This window comes from Bradyrhizobium sp. (assembly GCF_022844465.1).
Classification (GTDB): Bacteria; Pseudomonadota; Alphaproteobacteria; order Rhizobiales; family Xanthobacteraceae; genus Bradyrhizobium.
Genome location: NZ_JALHLP010000019.1, coordinates 41,410 through 55,594, shown reverse-complemented (window position 1 = coordinate 55,594; position 14,185 = coordinate 41,410). Strand labels below are relative to the sequence as shown.

12 protein-coding genes are annotated in these 14,185 nt (G+C 64.0%); 7 read left to right on the top strand and 5 right to left on the bottom strand.

The window, feature by feature from the left end:
* Positions 1-30: 30 nt before the first annotated feature.
* From Q0D31_RS21025 to Q0D31_RS21010, 4 genes are all read right to left on the bottom strand, one after another.
* Positions 31-3,192, bottom strand: coding sequence for an efflux RND transporter permease subunit (locus Q0D31_RS21025; RefSeq protein ID WP_291855518.1), 3,162 nt, complete (start codon positions 3,190-3,192; stop codon positions 31-33).
* A complete protein-coding gene (locus Q0D31_RS21020) occupies positions 3,192-4,109 on the bottom strand; it encodes an efflux RND transporter periplasmic adaptor subunit (protein ID WP_291855515.1) in 918 nt (305 codons plus the stop codon). Before Q0D31_RS21020 ends, Q0D31_RS21025 begins: the two co-directional genes overlap by 1 nt.
* 146 nt (positions 4,110-4,255) lie before the next feature.
* A complete protein-coding gene (locus tag Q0D31_RS21015; protein WP_291855512.1) occupies positions 4,256-4,930 on the bottom strand; it encodes an OmpA family protein in 675 nt (224 codons plus the stop codon).
* 148 nt (positions 4,931-5,078) lie between these two features.
* Positions 5,079-6,581, bottom strand: coding sequence for a caspase family protein (locus Q0D31_RS21010; protein WP_291855569.1), 1,503 nt, complete (start codon positions 6,579-6,581; stop codon positions 5,079-5,081).
* 414 nt (positions 6,582-6,995) lie between these two features.
* On the opposite strand from Q0D31_RS21010, the gene Q0D31_RS21005 reads away from it, so the two are divergent.
* From Q0D31_RS21005 to Q0D31_RS20995, 3 genes are read left to right on the top strand one after another with little or no spacing between them, the layout of a single operon-like run.
* The gene (locus Q0D31_RS21005) at positions 6,996-7,802 is read left to right on the top strand and encodes an N-acyl homoserine lactonase family protein (protein WP_291855510.1); all 807 of its coding nucleotides are present in this window, start codon (positions 6,996-6,998) and stop codon (positions 7,800-7,802) included.
* A gap of 47 nt (positions 7,803-7,849) precedes the next feature.
* On the top strand, positions 7,850-8,737 hold the full coding sequence (locus Q0D31_RS21000; RefSeq protein ID WP_291855507.1) for an NAD(P)-dependent oxidoreductase: 888 nt from the start codon (positions 7,850-7,852) through the stop codon (positions 8,735-8,737).
* A gap of 25 nt (positions 8,738-8,762) precedes the next feature.
* Positions 8,763-9,107 (top strand): RidA family protein, encoded by a 345-nt coding sequence (locus Q0D31_RS20995; protein ID WP_291855504.1) that lies wholly within the window; start codon positions 8,763-8,765, stop codon positions 9,105-9,107.
* 165 nt (positions 9,108-9,272) lie between these two features.
* Here the strand turns inward: Q0D31_RS20995 and Q0D31_RS20990 are convergent, their stop codons facing one another.
* Positions 9,273-9,812 carry a MarR family transcriptional regulator gene (locus Q0D31_RS20990; protein WP_291855502.1) on the bottom strand — a complete coding sequence of 180 codons (540 nt, stop codon included), beginning with the start codon at positions 9,810-9,812 and terminating at the stop codon, positions 9,273-9,275.
* A 111-nt stretch (positions 9,813-9,923) separates the two neighbouring features.
* Between Q0D31_RS20990 and Q0D31_RS20985 the strand changes: the two genes are divergently transcribed.
* The 4 genes from Q0D31_RS20985 to hmgA are packed head-to-tail and all read left to right on the top strand — an operon-like array spanning position 9,924 to position 14,121.
* Positions 9,924-11,543, top strand: coding sequence for an FAD-dependent oxidoreductase (locus tag Q0D31_RS20985; RefSeq protein ID WP_291855499.1), 1,620 nt, complete (start codon positions 9,924-9,926; stop codon positions 11,541-11,543).
* A gap of 11 nt (positions 11,544-11,554) precedes the next feature.
* Positions 11,555-11,782 carry a DUF2783 domain-containing protein gene (locus tag Q0D31_RS20980; RefSeq protein ID WP_291855496.1) on the top strand — a complete coding sequence of 76 codons (228 nt, stop codon included), beginning with the start codon at positions 11,555-11,557 and terminating at the stop codon, positions 11,780-11,782.
* 33 nt (positions 11,783-11,815) lie between these two features.
* Positions 11,816-12,772, top strand: coding sequence for an MBL fold metallo-hydrolase (locus Q0D31_RS20975; protein ID WP_291855493.1), 957 nt, complete (start codon positions 11,816-11,818; stop codon positions 12,770-12,772).
* Positions 12,773-12,774: 2 nt separating this feature from the next.
* A complete protein-coding gene (gene hmgA, locus Q0D31_RS20970) occupies positions 12,775-14,121 on the top strand; it encodes a homogentisate 1,2-dioxygenase (protein WP_291855490.1) in 1,347 nt (448 codons plus the stop codon).
* Positions 14,122-14,185: the final 64 nt, after the last annotated feature.

The window sequence follows — 14,185 nt, the reverse complement described above, 5'->3', positions numbered from 1 at the left end:
TTGTCCAGTTTCCCGATTAATCCGGCCCCTTCACTTCGCCGCAGGCGACATCGCCGGCGGTAGGGATGGCGGGCCCTTGGTGGGCGGCTCGCGATGGTGATCCGGTTCGTGATCCGCTTCCTCGGGCTCGCCATGGGAGACCAGCAGCTTCTGGCCGAAGCGCCAGCACAGCGCGCCGAGATCGTCCATCACCATGAACATCGCCGGCACGAACACCAGCGACAGGATGGTGGAGAAAATCAGGCCGCCGATCACCGCGAGCGCCATCGGCGAGCGGAATTCGCCGCCGGCGCCGAAGGCCAGCGCGGAGGGAATCATGCCCGCGGCCATCGCGATCGTGGTCATCACGATCGGCCGCGCACGCTTCATTCCGGCGTCGATGATGGCATCTTCGCGTTTCTTTCCCTCGCGGATCGCCTCGACCGCGAATTCGACCAGCATGATGGCGTTCTTGGTGACGATGCCCATCAGCATCAGGATGCCGATCCAGACCGGCGTGGTGAGCTGCTTGCCGGTCAGCAGCAAGGCGGCGATCGCGCCGCCGATCGAGAGCGGCAGCGAAAACAGGATGGTGATCGGTTGCAGGAAGGTGCCGAACAGCAGCACCAGAACCGCATAGACCATCATCAACCCGGCGGTAATGGCGGTGGCGAAGCCTTCCGACAATTCGGCGAGGCTTTCGGCGTCACCCGACGGACTGACCTTGACGCCCTTGGGCAGGCTCTTCATGACCGGAAGCTCGTAGATCATCCGGGTGGCGTCGCCGAGCGCAGCGGTGCCGACGAGGTCGGCGGCGACGGTCGCCTGCCGCTCGCGATCGTAGCGGTTGATGCTGGTTGGGCCCTGATCGAGCTGGATGTCGGCGACGACCGACAGCGGCACGCCGCCGCGCTCGCCGCGCTGACCGAGCGGCACGCGCAGTTGCTGCAGCATCGACAGGTCGCTGCGGGCGCTGTCCTCGAGCTGGACGCGGATCGGCACCTGGCGGTCGCCGGCATCGAACTTGGCGAGCGCCGGGCCGACGTCGCCGATGGTCGCGACGCGGACCGTCTGCGACAGGCTTTCGGTGGAGACGCCGAGCCGCGCCGCCAGTTCCGCCCGCGGCCGGATCCGAAGCTCGGGCCGGTCCAGCGCGGTTTCCGAGATCACGTTGGCGATGATCGGAATCCGCTTCATCTGCGTCGCCAACTCGCTGGCGACGTTGTTGACGATGTTGCTGTCGACGCCGGTCACCACCAGCGAAATGGCGCGCAGGCCGTTCTCGTCGAGGAACCAGAAGCGGATATCGGGAACGTTTTCGAGTTCCTGGCCGATCTCGAGTTCGAGCTGTCGCTGTGTGATCTTGCGGTCGCCTTTCGGCGTGTAGTTGATGATCAGCGCAGCGCGCCGCACCTCCAGCGTTCCCGGCGGAACCCGGCCGCCGTCAACGAAGATGCTCTTTACCTCCGGGCGTTTTCGGAGGCGGGAAACAATCTCTTCCGTTACTTTTTCGGTGTAGGCGAGTTGGGTCCCGGGCGGCAGCTCCATCGCAAGCAGCGAGCGGGCGGTGTCCTGCGCCGGCAGGAAACCCTGCGGTAGCAGCGTGATGCTCCAGATCGAGGCCGCGAACACGCCGAAGCCGATCAATACGGTCATGAAGTAGTGCTTGACCGACCATGTCACCAGCTTGATGTAGGTCTTGAGGATAAGCCCGGGCGGCGGGTCGTCGTGCGGGTGATCCTTCAGGAAGTAGGCGGCAAGCACCGGCGTGACGAACCGCGCGGCGAGCAGCGAAAAGAACACCTGCACCGACACGGTGATGCCGAACTGCTTGAAGAATTGCCCGGCGATCCCGGACATGAAACTGGCCGGAGCAAAGATCGCGATGATGGTCAGCGAGATCGCGATCACGGCGAGGCCGATTTCATCGGCGGCTTCCAGCGCGGCGCGGTAGGGTGACTTGCCCATGCGCATGTGGCGCACGATGTTCTCGATCTCGACGATGGCGTCATCGACCAGAATACCGGTCGACAGCGTGATGGCGAGGAAGGAGACCAGGTTCAGCGAAAAGCCGAGCATCTCCATCGCCCAGAACGCCGGGAAGATCGACAGCGGCAGCGAGATCGCGGCGATGATGGTGGCGCGGATGTCACGCAGGAACAGCAGCACGATGATGACGGCGAGGATCGCGCCCTCGAACAAGGTCGAGATCGCCGCCTCATAATTGCCCTTGGTGAACTCGACCGAGGTGTCGATCAATTTGAGGTCCACCTCGGGATAGGCGACTTTCAGCGCATCGATGCGCTTTTGAACGGCGTCGGCCACCACCACGTCGCTGGCGCCCTTCGAGCGCTTGATGCCGAGCGCGACCACCGGTTCGCCGTTGAAGCGGGCAAAGGTCCGGCGATCGGCGATGGTGTCGGTGACGGTGCCGAGGTCGTCGACCCGCACCTCGCCGCCGCCAAACAGCGGGATCATGGTGCCGGCAAGCTCGTTGAGGGTCTTGGCGCCGGCAAGCGTGCGGATGGCCTGGTCGTTCTTGCCGATTTCGGCGCGGCCGCCGGCGAGATCGACATTGGTGCCGCGCAGGATCTGGCTGACATTGACGGCGGTCAGCCCCGAGGCCTGCAGCCGGTCCGGATCGAGCGACACCAGGATTTCGCGCTCGACGCCGCCGATACGCTCGACCTGGGCGACGCCGCGAACGCCCTGCAGCGCGCGCTTGACCACGTCATCGACGAAATAGGAAAGCTGCTCCGGGGTCTTGCCGGGCGAGATCGCGGCGTAGGTGACGATCGGAAGGCCGATCACGTCGACGCGCTGGATCAGCGGCTCGTTGACGTTCTGCGGCAGATTGGCGCGAACGCGGGTGACGGCATCCTTGATGTCGTTCAGGGCGCGGTCGGTATTGGTCTCAAGCGCAAACTGGATCGTGGTCACCGACAAGCCGTCGGTGATGGATGATGAAATGTGCCGCACGCCCTCGACGCCGGACACGCCGTCCTCGATCGTCTTGGTGACCTGCGATTCCAGTTCCGAGGGAGCCGCGCCGAACTGCGAGACGGCCACCGATATCACGGGGATGTCGGCGTTCGGCAGCCGGGTCACGGCGAGCTTGGTGAAGCTCACCCAGCCCAGCACCAGCAGGATGATGGAAAAGACGATCGACGGCAGCGGGTTTCGGATCGACCATGCCGAGATGTTCAAAGCCATTAGCGTGCCCGCGTTCGCTCGAGTTCGTCGGCGAACATGGTCTTGACCTGGTCGCCATCATGCAAGGAAGTGCCAGCATCGGCCACGACGGTTTCGCCGACGTCGAGGCCTTCAAGAATTTCCGTCGAGGTGTCGGAAGCCAGCCCGACCCGCACCCTTCGCGTCTCGATCGTATTGCCCTTGACCACCTGCACCGTCAGCCGGTCGATGGCGGTACGAGGGACGGCGACGCCGCACGAGCGCTTGGCGTCGATATTGGCGCGGGCGAACATGCCGACCTTGAGCGAGGGGTTGTTGCTGAGCGAGATCCGGACCTTGCCGAGCTGGGTGGCGCGGTCGATCTGTGGCGAGATCTGCCGGACCCTGCCGACGACGTCAGGCGCGTCGTCTCGGCTGATGCGCACCGTCGCCCCCGGATTGAGCTTGAGCAGGTGGGCGCTGGGGACCTCCGCATCGAGCTCGATTTCATTGTTGACGGAAATCCGAAACATCGGACCGGCCTGCGGCGAGGCCTGGGCGCCGACCGCGGTCCTGATTTCGGTAATGAGGCCGGCCGCCGGCGCGCGCAGCGATATCGGCCCGGTCCGGCCGCCTGGGGTCCCCGGGGGCGGGGCGGTGAGGCGCGCCAATTCCTGATTGTCGGCGACCATGTCGCCTTCGCGGACGAGCAGGTCGGTTACCCTGGAGCCTTCCTGATCGACGCCAACCTGCGCCTCGCGGCGGGGCACGATGAAGCCGGTGACCCGCACCATGTCGGAGAAGCAGGCATTGGCGGATTTGGTCACGATGACCAGCGCCTGGCCCGCCGTATCCTTTTCCTTGGGGCGGGGCCGGTGATCGTACCAGTAATAGCCGGCAGCCAGAACGGCGACGAATGCCGTTCCCAATGCCGGCTTGAGGTATTCGGAAAATTTCATCGCCGGATCAATCCAGACTGGAAGTCAAAAAACAAACTGGTACGTCGGCCTGCCGCGGGACCCGCAACATGGCCCAAAACGATTGCGTCCCGCAAATATGCTGCGGGACGCATTGTAGCCGGAAAATCTGGGCTGGCGCCACGCCGTTACTTGGCGGCGTTGGAAGCCGTGGCCTTGTTTTCCATGTTCACGACCTGAACGCGGCGATTCGCATCTGCCAGCGGCTGGTTCGGGTCCTTGAGCTTGCTCTCGCCGTATCCCACCGTGACGAGATCGGCGCCGTTGATGCCGTGCTTTTCCACCAGGTAGCGCTTGATCGCGTCGGCGCGGCGCTCGGACAAATCCTGGTTATAGGCGTCCCCACCCGCCGCGTCGGTGTGGCCGGCGACGATGAAGGTCGAGCCCTTGAGGTCGGCGTTGGTGAGTGCGCGGCCGAGCGCCTGAACCGACGGCATCGATTTGGCGCTGATGTCAGCCGAGTTGAAGTCGAAGTTGATTTCCAGATCGATCTTGGGCTTGTCCTTGACCAGGGTGGCGATTTCTTCGCGTTCGCTGATCGACAGCGACCGGGTGGAGCGGCCGCGGATCTTCTGGACGAACTTGTTCTCGGCCGCGGCGGCGACCGGATCGACGGTCTGCTGCGGACCGACGGAAAGGCCGCGGGTCAGCGGCTTCTTTTCCGGCGCCAGCGCGCGGAGAATCTGGTCTTCGGTGACGTTCTTGCCCTTGTCCTGGGCAAGGGCGGTCCCCGTACCCGCGGCGGCCAGCACCGCGACCGAAAGCATCGCCGCCATGGTTTTGGTTACAAAACTGATCGGCATAACCATTCCCTCCTGTAGGCTTTCCACACGATTCAATGCGATCCGAATTAGAATTCCGGGCCGGTCCGGCCGCGGCCTGCTGCTTTCCTTAGTCTGGCGGTCCGCTCTGAAGTTCAGAGGACGGACCCACCTCACCTCAAATAATCATTCACTGTACCCCGTAATCGGCGAACTCCTTGACGATATTGGGGTCCATCGCCTTGGCGTTGTTGATGTCCAGATCGCCTTCCGAAATCGAGCCGTTGCGCTTCTTGGCAAGCCCGCGCCCATACAGCGACGAGGTCAATCTCGGGTTGATCTTGAGGGCGGCGTCAAAATCGGCGATGGCATTCTTGGTCTGGCCGCTCTTCAGGTTGACCAGACCGCGGCTGTCCAGCGCATCGACGAAATTCGGGCGCAGCCGCAACGCCTCGTTGCAGTCCTTCAGCGCGGCCTGCAGATCGCCGATCACCGTGCGGACCCAGCAGCGGTTGTTGTAGGCTTCTACGTCCTTTGGATTCAACCGCAGTGAATTGCTGAAGTCCTTGATGGCCAGTTCATAGGCGCCCTTGCTGGCATAGACTTGTCCACGGCGGTACAGCGCAGCCGCATCGTCCGGATTGTCGCTGAGCCTGCCGGTCAGGGTCTTGATGGTTGGATCGTCGGCGAGCGCAGCCACCGTGGTTTCGGCCGGCTTTGCCGGCGGGGGGACCGCGACCTCAACCGGCTTCGGAGCCGGCGGAGGAATCGCAGCCTCGACCGGCTTCGGAGGCGCCACCGGAGGCGTCGGGGGCGGCGGCGCAGGGGCGGCGACCTGAGGCGGCGGCGCGGGCGCCGGTGTCGCTGCCGGCTTGGCCGGAGGAGGTGGCGGCGCGGGCGCTGTCGCAACGGGCGGCGGGCTTGATGGTCGCGCTGCGGCGCCGCCGGGAATGAAGGAGAAATCCTCGGCAAGCGAGGATGAAATCCAGGGCACCTGTTCGCCACGCGAGGCCCGGGTAACGCCGACGCGGGTGCGGTTCAGCGTCTCTTCCGCCATCAGGTCGGGCGTGCGGATCTCCTTCAGCAACTCCCGAACGAACAGGCTGCGGTCGCTGCCATTGTCCGAGATCACCGAGGAGAGCGCGGCGGAATACATCACCAGCGTGCCGTTCGGCGCGATGACCGGCGCGAGGCCGGCGGAGAAACTGCGGAACCGGCGCTCGAACGGGTTGCGCCTCGATGCGTCGACCAGGGCGATCTTGACCCCGGCGCCGCGGCTGTTGACCTCGCCCAGCACCGTCTCGAGGCTGAAACCGTCGCGGCGAACGTCCGCCTCGGCCCAGATCTGGGCATCGACGGGGATCAGGTAACTCTGACGGCTCGACTGCACGCCAAAGCCGGAGAAGAAAATCAGCGCCACCGATCCCGGCTTGATCTTGCCATACAGGCGGTCAAAGGCGCGGCGCATCTGCTCGCCGGTCAGGTTCTCGCCGACGTCGACGTTGAAGCCGTTGCGCTTGAGTTCGTCGGCGACCTCGCGCGCGTCGTTGATCGGCTCCTTCAGCGGCGCTTCGGCATCCGGATACTTTGCATTGCCGATCACGAGCGCAAAGCGCTCGCCGGCGGCGAACGAAGGTGCCACCGGTGCTATCGACAAAATCAGAATGAGTAGCAATGCGAGGCGGATTTTCATAATGACGGCAGTCCAGATCACGGCAGTTCAGCCAAAACAGCGCCGATGCCAGCTCGCGCCGCGGCGACCTTACTCTACGCATTCCGCATTATCAAACTGCGGCCGTAGCCCGTCAACCGCTTGCGACGTCGGCGTTAATTGTGACAATTAACCGCGACAAACCGAGGGATGATCGGGAATGAAGTAGGGTTGGCGCGCGGGCCGGGCGTGATGGGATGGGCCGCTGGTTCGCTCTTCCACGGGTTTCATTCTTTCAGTTCATTCGCATTCCGCATGACGATGGCCAACGTCAATGTGATGCCGCTCACATATTGTGCGGCGCAGCCATTCGGTTTGCGGATTTGACCTTTGCGGGCGGCAATGGCTTGGTGGCGACATCGGCCAATTCAAACGCCCAAGAAAAAAGTGACACCGATGGGAAATGCCTACGAAATCTATGCCCTGCGCTATGCGACGATGTCGCCGCGCACCCCGCACCTGAATTTTCTGGTGCCTGACCCGCACGAGACGACGGCCCAGGACCTTGATTATTTCGTCTGGCTGATCCGCGGCCACGGCCGCGACATCCTGGTCGATACCGGCTTCAATGCGGAAGAGGCGAAGGCGCGTTCCCGCAAGCTCACGCTCAACCCGGTCGACGCGCTGGCGAATTTCGGCGTTGCGGCCGAAAGCATCAGGGACGTCATCGTCACCCATCTGCACTACGATCACGCCGGCAACCTCGATCGTTTCCCGGGCGCCCGGTTCCACCTGCAGGATCGCGAGATGAGCTACGCGACCGGGCGTTGCATGTGCAACGGCATGCTGCGGCATCCGTTCTCGGTCGAGCATGTCACGACCATGGTTCGACACGTCTATGGTGAGCGCGTGACGTTCCATTCCGGCGACGGCGAAGTAGCGCCCGGTGTGACGGTGCATCGCGTCGGCGGCCATTCCGACGGGCTGCAGGTGGTCAGGGTCGAGACCGCGCGAGGGCCGGTGGTGCTGGCGTCGGACGCGGCGCATTATTACGCCAATCTGCAGCGGCGCAGCCCGTTTCCGATCGTCTACAATGTTGGCGATATGGCGCAGGGCTGGGAGATCGTGGAGCGGCTTGCCGGTCATCCCGATCGATTCATCCCCGGCCACGATCCGATCGTGAGCCAAATCTACCCGCGCGCCAGCGACACGGTCGATGCTTTCGCGCTGCATTTGCCGCCTTCGCGGTCGTTCGTGAAATAGCCGACGCACAGAGACATCGAGAAGGCGCTTTCTAAAAGAGCAAGAAAATGTCCGGGCACAAAATGATCGGCTTTATTGGCCTTGGCGTGATGGGCGAGCCGATCTGCCGCAATCTCGTGAAGAAGAGTGGTCGGCGCGTCGTCGCATTCGACCTGTCGCCGGAACCGTTGGCGCGGTTGCGGACAGAGGGCGCGGAGGTCGCGGGCTCCGTCGCTGACGTGGTCCGGCAAAGCGACCTGCTGTTTTTGTGTCTGCCCAGCGCCAGGCATGTAGGCGCGGTTTTCGAGGGCGATGGCATCCGCGACCATATCCGGAGCGGCCAGGTCGTCGTCGATCTCGGGACGTCCTCGGTCGGCCAGACCCGCGATTTCGCCCGGCAAATGCAGGCGAAGGGCGCCGCCTGGGCCGATGCCCCGATCGCGCGCACACGTCAGGCTGCGTTGGACGGCACCCTCAGCGTGATGGTTGGCGCGACGCCCAGGCTATACGCCGATATCGAGCCCTTGATCCGCTGCTTTGCCACCGACGTGACGCGCTGTGGTGAGGTCGGAGCGGGACAGGTGACCAAGATCCTTAACAACATGGTGCTGTTCGAAACCGTCAATGCGCTCGCCGAGGCGGTGGCGGTCGCCAGGCGCAACGGCGTCGATCCGAAACTGTTGCTCGACACGCTGTCAAAGGGCTCGGCCGACAGCTTTGCGCTGCGCAATCACGGCATGAAGGCGATCGTTCCGGGCAATTTTCCCGAGCGCGCATTCTCGACCGAGTATGCGCTGAAAGACCTGTCCTACGCGCTGGAACTGGCGGCCGACGCCGGCATCAAGATTCGCGGCGCCGAGTTGATCGGCACGGTGTTGCAGGAAGCGATCGACGCCGGTTCGGGGGATGCATATTTTCCTGTCATCGCCCGGCATATCGATCGGGCGCAGGGGTGAAAAAATCCAGCCGGAGACCACAACCATGATCCATCGCTTCGCCGGGCTGACACCAACCCGCAGCCGCGCCGTCGCTCACGACGGTCTCGTTTTCACGGTGGCGGTCGCGCCCGATCCGGTCACTTCCTCGATGTACGAGCAGAGCGCAAAGGCGCTCGCCCGGATCGATGAAAGCCTCGCGCTGTGCGGCACCGACAAGAGCAGGATCCTGTCGGCAATCGTCTATATCACCGACATGAAGCGAAAGGGCGAGATGAACCGCGCCTGGGACGAATGGGTCGATGCCAGGAACCCGCCCATGCGCGCCTGCATCGGCGTCGAACTGGAACCGCCGCACATCGTCGAGATCGTGGTGACGGCGGCGAAGTAGTCGTCGACACGGATCGAGCGTAGCGAAAACGGCCGTCATTCCGGGGCGATGCGCAGCATCGAACTACGGTGCGCAATTGCGCACCGTAGAATCTCGAGATTCCCCGATGCGCAATCGCGCATCTGCGGTCTGGTGCTGGCGCACCATCCCGGAATGACGCTGAGACTAATAGGCTTGCTTCGCGTCGGCCTCCGCGCTGGTCTGCACCAGATCGAGGCTATTTTCGAGCTTGCCGAGCAGGCGTCCAAGATCCCGCCGCTCCTGCGCGGTGAGACAGGAAAGCATTTCCTGCTCCTTGCGTAAGAGGCGCGGGATCAGTTCCTCATAGAGCGTTGCGCCCTTGCGGGTCAGGCGCAGTCGGAATTCGCGGCGGTCGTCCGCGTTCTCGACGCGCTCGACGATCTGTCGCTTCATCAGCGCGGTGACGGCCCGGCTGATGGTGGATTTGTGGGTACGGGTGCATTGGGCGATATACTGCGCGCTGCAGGCGTCGTTTCGGAAACCGAGCGTCGCCAGCACGCGCCATTCCGGAATGTCGAGGCCGTAGCGGGCGGCATACTCGATCGAGAGCGCCGAACTGACCTCGGCGGCGAGCCGGTTGAGACGAAACGGGACAAACCCAAAAAGATCAAGCCGGGCGCTTCGCCTTGATCTGCTTGCCTGACGCGGAGCGGCAGCCGCGTGGTTTGCAAGGACTCTTGGCAAGTCGCGCCTCGATTTGAGTTGACGGCGGTGCAGGGGCGAGGTTTAAGATAGTTGCAGATGCGACTAATAGCAGGGTCGCACGCCGTTGGCCAGCGACGAGGTTCAGCACGCATGGCGCAAACCAAAACCCGGTTCGGCTATCGCCGCCATCCCGACCAGGATCGGACGGCCATGAGCGCGGCGGAACACGCCGTCGTCGTGGTTGGCGCCGGCCCCGTGGGGCTGTCGCTTGCGATCGACCTGGCGCAGCGCGGCCAATCCGTCGTGCTGCTCGACGACGCCGACCGGATCGGCGAGGGCTCGCGGGCGATCTGCTTTTCCAAGCGCTCGCTCGAATTCTGGGACCGGCTCGGCGTCGGCCAGCGCATGGTCGACAAGGGCGTGGTGTGGGGCGTCGGCAGGGTCTTTCACGGCGAGCAGCAGCTCTACCAGTTCAATCTGCTGCCGGAGGAGGGCCACAAGCGGCCGGCCTTCATCAACCTGCAGCAATTCTATGCCGAGGCCTATCTGGTCGATCGCGTCGAGGAGCTTTCCGCCGTCGATCTGCGCTGGCGCAACAAGGTGACGGGACTTGAAGCGCGCAACGACCACGTGCTGCTCACGATCCAGACGCCTGACGGTCCCTACCGGCTGGGCGCCCGCTTTGTCATCGCCTGCGACGGCGCCAAATCCTCGCTGCGCCAGATGGTGGGGGCGGAATTCTCCGGACAGGCGTTCGAGGACCAGTTCCTCATTGCCGACGTCAAGATGACCGCCGCGTTCCCCACCGAGCGCTGGTTCTGGTTCGATCCACCGTTTCATCCGGGACGCTCCGCACTGTTGCACAAGCAACCCGACGACATCTGGCGGATCGACCTGCAGCTCAGTCGTTTCGCTGATCCGGCCGTCGAGAAACTGCCGGAGAATGTGCGGCCCCGCATCGCGCGCATGCTCGGGCACGACAAGTTCGATTTCGAGTGGATATCGCTTTACAAGTTCCAGTGCTGTCGGATGGACAATTTCATCCATGGCCGCGTGATCTTTGCCGGCGATGCCGCCCATCAGGTTTCGCCATTCGGCGCCCGCGGCGCCAATTCCGGGCTCGAGGACGCCGAGAACCTCGCCTGGAAACTCGATCGCGTGCTGCGCGAGACATCGCCCGAGAGCCTGCTGGAGAGCTACCACATCGAGCGCAGCGCCGCCGCCGATGAGAACATCCGGGAATCGACCCGATCGACGGATTTCATGGCGCCCAACTCGCACCAGGAGGCGCGGCTGCGCAAGGCGGCGCTCTCGCTCGCCAGGGAAACCGAATTCGGCAAGCGCATGGTCAATGCCGGCCGGCTCTCGACGCCGTCGATCTATCACACGCCGCTTTCGACTGCCGATGGCGATGGCGACGGCTGGCGTGGCGGGCCGCGTCCTGGCGCCTCGATGCCGGATGCGCCGATCGCAGCCAGCAGCGACGAGCCGATGTTCCTGACCGACGCCTTCGCCAAGGGCGGGACGCAGTTCACGCTGCTGGCGTTCGGCAATGGCGCGGCCGTGAAAGCGCCCGAGGGGGTAGCTGCGATCCGCATTGGCGGCGAAGGTGGCTTTGCTGATCCTGCAGGCCTCGCCGCGTCGCGTTACGACGCCGAGCCGGGTACAGCGTATCTATTGCGGCCCGACGGCTATGTCGCCGCGCGCTTCAGGCATCCGACCCGGCCGGCGCTCGACGCCGCGCTGGCGCGCGCGGCAGGCCAGAACTAGAGGTATTGCCCATGGCATTGTCGACCGCATCCAATTTTGCAAGGCCCGACGACGCGTTTCGCGCTGTTGTCGAGGCGCATCGCGGGCTGAGCGACGAACAAAGCGCCGATCTCGACGCGGCGCTGGTTCTGGTCCTCGCCAACCATATCGGCGATCTCGGCGTCCTCAACGAGGCCATTGCGCTCGCCAAACGGCGGATGCTCGACGCCGGCCAGCAGCAACAGCAGCAACAGCAGTAGTCCACGTCTCAAATGAAGTCAGGAATCGAATTGATGGCCAAAGGTTTTGCGTCCACCACCGACATGGCGGAGAAGAAAATCACCTTCTCCGAAATCGGCACCGATCTCTATGCGTTCACCGCCGAGGGCGATCCGAACTCCGCGATCATCGTCGGTGACGACGGCTGCTTGGTGTTCGACGCGCAGGCTACTCCCGCGATGGCCCACAAGGTCATCGAACGCGTCCGCACCGTTACCGACAAGCCGATCAAATACGTGGTGCTGTCGCACTATCACGCCGTGCGCGTGCTCGGCGCCTCGGCCTACAAGGCGCAGGGTATCGTGGCGTCGGCGGAAACCCACCGGCTGATCGAGGAGCGTGGCCAGCAGGATTGGGATTCCGAGTACGGCCGCTTCCCGCGCCTGTTCCAGGATGCCCAGAGCATTCCCGGCCTGACCTGGCCGACGCTGACCTTCGAGGGCGAGATGTCGATCTATCTCGGCAGGCGCGAGGTGCGCTTGATGCAGCTAGGGGCGGGGCATACCTCGGGCGACATCGTGGCGTGGGTGCCGGATGCCGAAGTGATGTTCTCCGGCGACCTGATCGAATACCACTCGGCCTGCTATTGCGGCGACGCGCATTTGCGGGAATGGCCTGCCACGCTGAACGAAATACGCGCTTTCAACCCGAAGGCGATTGCGCCGGGCCGCGGCGATGCGCTCAAGGGAGTTTCGACCGGGCGCGACGCCATTGCGATGACGCGCGACTTCGTCACCACGTTGTATGGTGCTGCCGAAACGTCGGTCGCCCGGGGCCGCAACCTCAAGGAATCGATGGCGGCGACACGCGAAGTGATGGACCCGAAATTCTCCAGCTTTGCCATCTACGAACACTGCCTGCCGTTCAACGTCTCGCGCGCGTTCGACGAGGCGTCCGGGATCGATGATCCCGTGATCTGGACCGACAAGCGCGACCAGGAAATGTGGACCGCCCTGCAAGGAGGAGGATGACCATGAATATCAATACCTCGCCTGATGCGATCGTTCGAAGCTCGGCGCAGCTGACGCCGGGTTACATGTCCGGCTTTGGCAACAGCTTTGAGACCGAGGCCTTGCCCGGCGCGCTGCCGATGGGGCGCAATTCGCCGCAGCGCTGCGCCTACGGGCTCTATGCCGAACAACTCTCCGGCTCGCCCTTCACCGCGCCGCGCGGCAGCAATGAGCGGTCGTGGCTTTATCGCATCCGCCCGTCGGTGAAGCATTCGGGGCGCTTTGCCAGGGTCGATGCCGGCCTGTGGCGCACCGCGCCGTGCCACGAACACGAGGTCATGATCGAGCAATTGCGATGGGATCCGGCGCCGATCCCGAAGACGGACCTGACCTTCCTGCAGGGGGTGCAGACCATGACCACGGCGGGCGACGCCAACACCCAAGGCGGCATGGCGGCGCACGTCTATCTCATCACCAAATCGATGGTCGACCAGCATTTCTACAATGCCGACGGCGAGATGATGTTCGTGCTGCAGCAGGGCAGCCTGCGCCTCGTCACCGAGTTCGGCCGCATCGACGCCGAGCCCGGCGAGATCGTGGTGATCCCCCGCGGCGTCAAGTTCCGGGTCGAGATTCCCTCGGGGCCGGCGCGCGGCTATCTCTGCGAAAACTACGGCGGCGCCTTCACGCTGCCGGAACGCGGACCGATCGGCGCAAATTGCCTCGCCAATTCGCGCGACTTCCTCACGCCGGTCGCCGCCTATGAGGACAAGGACACGCCGACCGAGCTCTATGTGAAATGGGGCGGCTCGCTGTTCAAGACGACCTTGCCGCATTCGCCGATCGACGTGGTGGCCTGGCACGGCAATTACGCGCCGTACAAATACGACCTGCGCGCCTTCTCGCCGGTCGGCGCCATCGGCTTCGACCATCCCGATCCCTCGATCTTCACGGTGCTGACCTCGCCCTCGGAAACCGCGGGCACCGCCAATATCGACTTCGTGATCTTTCCGGAGCGCTGGATGGTGGCTGAAAACACCTTCCGGCCGCCCTGGTATCACATGAACATCATGTCGGAGTTCATGGGGTTGATCTATGGCGTCTACGACGCCAAGCCGCAGGGCTTCGTGCCGGGCGGCATCAGCCTGCACAACATGATGCTGCCGCACGGCCCGGACCGCGAGGCCTTCGACCACGCCAGCCATAGCGAGTTGAAACCGGTGAAGCTGACCGGCACCATGGCCTTCATGTTCGAGACGCGGTTTCCGCAGCGCGTCACCGCGCACGCCGCGAACTCGGCGACCCTGCAGGACGACTACGCCGATTGCTGGAAGGGCCTGGAAAAAAGGTTCGATCCGAACAAGCCGTAATCCTCCGCTGTCATTCCGGGGCATCGCGCAGCGATGAACCCGGAATCTCGAGATTCCCCGGTGC

Excerpts from the sequence above, each read along its gene's own strand:
- Q0D31_RS21025 (WP_291855518.1), bottom strand. The coding sequence starts at position 3,192 with ATGGCTTTGAACATCTCGGCATGGTCGATCCGAAACCCGCTGCCGTCG.
- Q0D31_RS21020 (WP_291855515.1), bottom strand. The coding sequence starts at position 4,109 with ATGAAATTTTCCGAATACCTCAAGCCGGCATTGGGAACGGCATTCGTC.
- Q0D31_RS21015 (WP_291855512.1), bottom strand. The coding sequence starts at position 4,930 with ATGCCGATCAGTTTTGTAACCAAAACCATGGCGGCGATGCTTTCGGTC.
- Q0D31_RS21010 (WP_291855569.1), bottom strand. The coding sequence starts at position 6,581 with ATGAAAATCCGCCTCGCATTGCTACTCATTCTGATTTTGTCGATAGCA.
- Q0D31_RS21005 (WP_291855510.1), top strand. The coding sequence starts at position 6,996 with ATGGGAAATGCCTACGAAATCTATGCCCTGCGCTATGCGACGATGTCG.
- Q0D31_RS21000 (WP_291855507.1), top strand. The coding sequence starts at position 7,850 with ATGTCCGGGCACAAAATGATCGGCTTTATTGGCCTTGGCGTGATGGGC.
- Q0D31_RS20995 (WP_291855504.1), top strand. The coding sequence starts at position 8,763 with ATGATCCATCGCTTCGCCGGGCTGACACCAACCCGCAGCCGCGCCGTC.
- Q0D31_RS20985 (WP_291855499.1), top strand. The coding sequence starts at position 9,924 with ATGGCGCAAACCAAAACCCGGTTCGGCTATCGCCGCCATCCCGACCAG.
- Q0D31_RS20980 (WP_291855496.1), top strand. The coding sequence starts at position 11,555 with ATGGCATTGTCGACCGCATCCAATTTTGCAAGGCCCGACGACGCGTTT.
- Q0D31_RS20975 (WP_291855493.1), top strand. The coding sequence starts at position 11,816 with ATGGCCAAAGGTTTTGCGTCCACCACCGACATGGCGGAGAAGAAAATC.
- hmgA (WP_291855490.1), top strand. The coding sequence starts at position 12,775 with ATGAATATCAATACCTCGCCTGATGCGATCGTTCGAAGCTCGGCGCAG.